The organism is Hansschlegelia beijingensis (assembly GCF_045505405.1).
GTDB classification, from domain to species: Bacteria; Pseudomonadota; Alphaproteobacteria; order Rhizobiales; family Methylopilaceae; genus Methylopila; species Methylopila beijingensis_A.
The window spans coordinates 1-4,138 of the sequence record NZ_JBJKEX010000276.1 but is presented as its reverse complement, the minus strand read 5'-3'; the positions used below and the strand labels follow the sequence as shown (position 1 = coordinate 4,138).

The 4,138-nt window shown below is 67.5% G+C and carries 5 protein-coding genes; 3 read left to right on the top strand and 2 right to left on the bottom strand.

The window, feature by feature from the left end; genetic code table 11:
- From ACIKT0_RS14185 to ACIKT0_RS14175, 3 genes are all read left to right on the top strand, one after another.
- A partial coding sequence (locus tag ACIKT0_RS14185) for a class I adenylate-forming enzyme family protein (protein ID WP_407105966.1) occupies positions 1 to 714 on the top strand: 714 nt, incomplete at its 5' end.
- Complete coding sequence (locus tag ACIKT0_RS14180) at positions 715 to 1,458, top strand: enoyl-CoA hydratase-related protein (RefSeq protein WP_407105965.1); 744 nt, start codon at positions 715 to 717, stop codon at positions 1,456 to 1,458.
- A 29-nt stretch (positions 1,459 to 1,487) separates the two neighbouring features.
- A complete protein-coding gene (locus ACIKT0_RS14175) occupies positions 1,488 to 2,408 on the top strand; it encodes a ketopantoate reductase family protein (protein ID WP_407105964.1) in 921 nt (306 codons plus the stop codon).
- Positions 2,409 to 2,426: 18 nt separating this feature from the next.
- Here ACIKT0_RS14175 and ACIKT0_RS14170 read toward each other — a convergent pair whose 3' ends face one another.
- Entirely contained in the window at positions 2,427 to 3,527 is a 1,101-nt protein-coding gene (locus ACIKT0_RS14170) for a type I restriction enzyme HsdR N-terminal domain-containing protein (RefSeq protein ID WP_407105963.1), read from the bottom strand.
- 169 nt (positions 3,528 to 3,696) lie between these two features.
- Positions 3,697 to 4,138, bottom strand: a 442-nt coding sequence (locus ACIKT0_RS14165) for a DnaJ C-terminal domain-containing protein (protein WP_407105962.1), incomplete at its 5' end; no start/stop codon positions are given.

Sequence of the window (4,138 nt, the reverse complement as noted above, 5' to 3'; positions counted from 1 at the left end):
GGCTGGCGCGCACCCCACGCCATGCGGTTCGTGGCCGCCGGCGGCGCCCCGATCGACCTGACCGTGAAGGCCCGCGCCGAGGCCGTGTTCGGCTGCACGCTCCACAACGGCTATGGCCTGACGGAGGCCGCCTCGCTCTGCTGGACGCGCTTCGAGGACGACGTCTCCGACGACTCGGTCGGCCCTCCCCTGCCCGGCGTCGAACTCCGGCTCGAGAGCCCGGACGGAGGCGCCGTTCCGCCAGGCGAGGCGGGCGAACTCTGGGCGCGCGGCCCCAACGTCATGCGGGGCTATTTCCGCAATCCCGAACTCACGGCGCGGGCGCTCACGCCGGACGGCTGGTTCAACACCCAGGACCTCGCCCGCATCGGCGACGACGGCCGCGTCTACGTCGTGGGCCGCACGAAGGACGTCATCATCCGCTCCGGCTTCAAGGTGAACCCGATCGAGGTCGAGGCCGCGCTGAACCGCCACCCTGCGATCGCGCATTCGGCCGTGGTCGGGCGCCCTGCCGACGGCAACGAGGACGTGGTGGCCTTCATCGAGCGCCATGATCGCGGATCGGAGCCGCCGGCCGACCTCGGCGCCCATCTCCAGATGTGGCTTTCGCCCTACAAGCACCCCAGCAAGGTGGTCGTGGTCGACGCCTTGCCGCTCGCCCAGAACGGCAAGGTGCTCAAGCGCCTGCTCGTCGACATCGCGAAAGGCGCCTGAATGGCCGACGTTGTGACCTATGACTCCGCCGACGGGATCGCGACGATCACTATCAACCGGCCCGAGAAGATGAACGCGATCGACGCCGCGGTCGAGACCGGCCTCGCTGACGCCTGGCGGCGGTTCAACGCCGGTCAGGACCGCGTCGCGATCCTCACCGGCGCGGGCGAGCGCGCCTTCTCGGTCGGCAAGGACCTGAGCTCCGATTCCACGCCGGACTACCGCCGCTTCGTGCCCGGCTACGACATCGCCGTGAAGAAGCCGATCATCGCGGCCGTCAATGGCTGGTGCATCGGCGGCGCGCTCACGCTCGTGATGGCGGCGGACCTTTGCGTCGCCGCCGACAACGCGCGGTTCATGTATCCGGAGGCCAAGATCGGCTTCGCCGGCGGCCTCATCGCGGGCCTCGCCGGACGCATGCCCCACAAGGTCGCCATGGAGGTCATGCTGCTCGGCGACGAACTCACCGCCGAGCGCGCCTATCAGGTCGGCTTCGTCAACAAGCTCACGCCTCCGGGCGAGACGCTGGAGGCCGCCCGCGCCTACGCCCGCCGGCTCGCCGACAACGCCCCGCTGGTGCTCGAGATGCTGAAGGGCTTCGCGGGGCAGGTGGTCCCGGCGGGCCCGATGGAACGCGCGAGCCACGCGCTCCGTGAAGTCGAGGCGGTGATGTCCAGCGACGATTTCCGCGAGGGCTTCGCCAGCCGCCGCGAGAACCGCAAGCCGAACTTCACCGGGTCATGAGCCTCGGGCCGCACTCCGAAAGATCCAGTATGCGCATACTCGTCGTGGGCGCCGGGGCGACCGGCGGCTATTTCGGCGGCCGTCTCGCCGCAGCCGGCCGCAACGTCCAGTTTCTCGTCCGGCCGGCCCGCGCCGATCGTCTGAGGGCCGACGGGCTGCGGATCGTCAGCCCCTATGGCGATCTGGCGATCGCGCCGAACGTCGTGACCGCCGGCGAGATCACGGGGCCCTTCGACGTCATTCTGCTCACGGTGAAGGCCTTCGGCCTCGGGGCCGCGCTCGAGGACATAGCGCCGACGGTCGGGCCTGAGACGATGATCCTGCCATTCCTGAACGGAATGCGGCATCTCGATCTCATCGCCGGCCGCTTCGACAGGCGGAACCTCGTCGGCTACGTCTGCAAGGTGGCGACCACGCTCGACCCGGACGGCCGTATCCTGCAGCTCTCGCCGGTGCAGGAGATCGCCTACGGAGAGCTCGACGGGACCGCGTCGGACCGCATGGCCCGGCTCGACGAGACGATGCGGGACGCAGGTTTCTCGGCGCGGCTGTCGACCGACATCGAACGCGAGATGTGGGAGAAATGGACGCTGCTCGCGACGCTCGCGGCGTCCACCTGCCTGCTGCGCGGCAGCGTCGGCCAGATACTGGCCGCGCCCGGCGGAAGACAGACCGCCTTCGCCCTGCTGGACGAGGTGTCGGCGACCGTCAGCCGCGTCGGCCGGCAGCCTAGCGAGCGCGCGCTGGCGGCGATCCGGGCGATGCTTGGCGAGGAGGGCTCGTCGCAGACGTCCTCGCTCTACCGCGACGTCTCGATCGGCGCGCCGATCGAGGCCGACCAGATCCTCGGCGATCTCCTCGCCCGCGCCCGGGCCGCCGACGTCCCGACGCCGCTGCTCACCGCCGCCTACGCCCAGCTGTCGATCTACGAAGCCGCGCGCCGCAGCTGAAGAGCCCGGGCTGCGGGATCACGCGATTGCGCTGGGAGGATAGTTCTCGGCGCGCTCGCTATTCGATCCCGCGGCGGTCCCATAGACGGACGCCGTCGCCCGAAGCCTTGCCGCGTGGTCATAGATGTCGTCGAGGGTCTCTATTCGCACGCGCTCTTCCTTTTCCCCATCGAAGAAGCCTACGTACTTGACCGATCGATTGAAATGCAGGCGCGCGAGCGGCTTTCGATTGTTGTTGTCGACGAGGATGCCGCAATAGCTTTTCTGATCTCTCATGACGATGCGCGAAACTTTGATCACGTCCCTCACGATCGCGCGCACGATGTGGAAGCCTTCCATCTCCTCCGGAGTGGTGACAACCTCATCCGTCTCGGGTTCCGCTGCCTCCGCTGGAACGTCGATGGTTTCCGTCTCTGCCAGCGCTGACGAAAGACGGCTCTGGACGGAGTCCCGCACCACTTCGCGAAACGCTGTCTTGACCAGCGGCGTAAGCAAATCCCTCACCGCTCCGGTAAACCTCCCCTCGTAGAGGCCGACGGTCACCAGCCTCACGAATTCCTCCGTGGGTGCGTCCATCAAAGCGGTGAGCTGGCTCTTGATCGCCGAGGTGTATTTCAGGCGAGCGGCGGTCGCTAGGATCGCCGGAATATCAAACTCGTCTCGGCCGAACTTCTTCACCTCGGCGAGCATCGCCGTGTTCGTGTCGGAAAGATCAAACTTCAGGAACGGCAGGGGGTCGAGCTTGTTCGGCTCGTCCAGGTCCGTGTGGAACTGAAAGTGACGCCCGTTCGTCAGGATCGCGAATTTCGCTGAGGTGACCGAAAAGTAGCGATAAAGCTGAGCCAGATGAACGCGGTCTAACTGCGTCGAAATCGGCTTGCACTCGACGAGAATGCGGATCCGATCGTCGACCTTGATCGCGTAGTCCACCTTCTCACCCCTCTTGCCCACGGCGTCAGCGGTGAATTCGGGGATGACCTCGTTCGGATCAAAGATGTCGTAGCCGAGCGCGGCGAAGAACGGCAGCACCACGGCGGTCTTGACCGCTTCTTCCGTGACCATGGCGCTCGAGTGCGACTTGATGCGCTCCGCGAGAAGGCGCAGCTTTTCCTCGACCATCTATGCCCCCGAACCTAGCGGCCGACGCCCCCGCGTCGGATAGGTCGAGCATGTAACGCCAGGTTGTGGCCGTCAAAGACATTCGCCCACCAGGCAAACTTAAACGAATACTGGCGGTGGCGTGCATGGAGGCGTCTCACGACGCCCCCATGGCGACGCGGCTAACCCTTCAACCCCGCGGGTCGTAGGGCGCCTCTTCCTTCAGCGTCTCGGCGAGCGCGGTGAGGCGCGGGTCGCCGTTCTTTGGCAGGGCGATCCGGAGCTCCACGAGCAGGTCGCCGGCCGCGCCCTTCTTGCCGATGCCCTTGCCCCGCAGCCGCAGGATGCGGCCGCCGTCGGAGCCCGCCGGCACGGTCATCTCGACGGCGCCGTCGAGGGTCGGCACGCGGACTTTGCCGCCGAGCACGGCCTCGTAGATCGTGATCGGAACCTCGACCCGCACGTCGCGGCCCTCGGCGCGGAACTCGGGATCCGGCGCGACCCGGATGACGATCAGCGCGTCGCCCGGCTCGCCGCCGAGGCCGCTGGGCGAGCCCTGCCCCTTGAGGCGGATGGTCTTGCCTTCCTCGATGCCCGCCGGCACGGAGACGTCGAGCTCCTTGCCGGTGGGC

Coding starts and splice junctions, on each gene's coding strand:
- ACIKT0_RS14180 (WP_407105965.1), top strand. CDS start 715: ATGGCCGACGTTGTGACCTATGACTCCGCCGACGGGATCGCGACGATC.
- ACIKT0_RS14175 (WP_407105964.1), top strand. CDS start 1,488: ATGCGCATACTCGTCGTGGGCGCCGGGGCGACCGGCGGCTATTTCGGC.
- ACIKT0_RS14170 (WP_407105963.1), bottom strand. CDS start 3,527: ATGGTCGAGGAAAAGCTGCGCCTTCTCGCGGAGCGCATCAAGTCGCAC.